Genomic DNA, 330 nt, shown 5'->3' on the forward strand with positions numbered 1-330 from the left:
TTTGGGTGATACCTTTGATATTCATGGGGGCGGGCCAGACTTAAAATTCCCACATCATGAAAATGAAATTGCCCAGTCTGAAGGTGCAACCGGTCAGAAGTATGTGAACTACTGGATGCATGCAGGCGCTGTTCGTGTAAACAAAGAAAAGATGTCTAAATCTTTGGGTAACTTCTTCACCATTCGCGAAGTCTTGGAAAAGTATCCGGCTGAAGTGATTCGTTACTTCCTAGTGTCTAGCCACTATCGTAGTCAGGTTGATTATTCCGAAGATAACCTGGTTGAAGCGCAAGCAACCTTGGATCGTTTATATCAGTCTTTACGTGGTTT

General features: G+C 43.3%; 1 protein-coding gene. It reads left to right on the forward strand.

Annotation, left to right across the window (positions count from 1 at the left end; genetic code table 11):
* Positions 1–330: class I tRNA ligase family protein (locus tag A3735_RS09990; protein WP_156499581.1), on the forward strand; the 330-nt coding region annotated here is incomplete at both ends.

The organism is Oleiphilus sp. HI0061, from assembly GCF_001635675.1.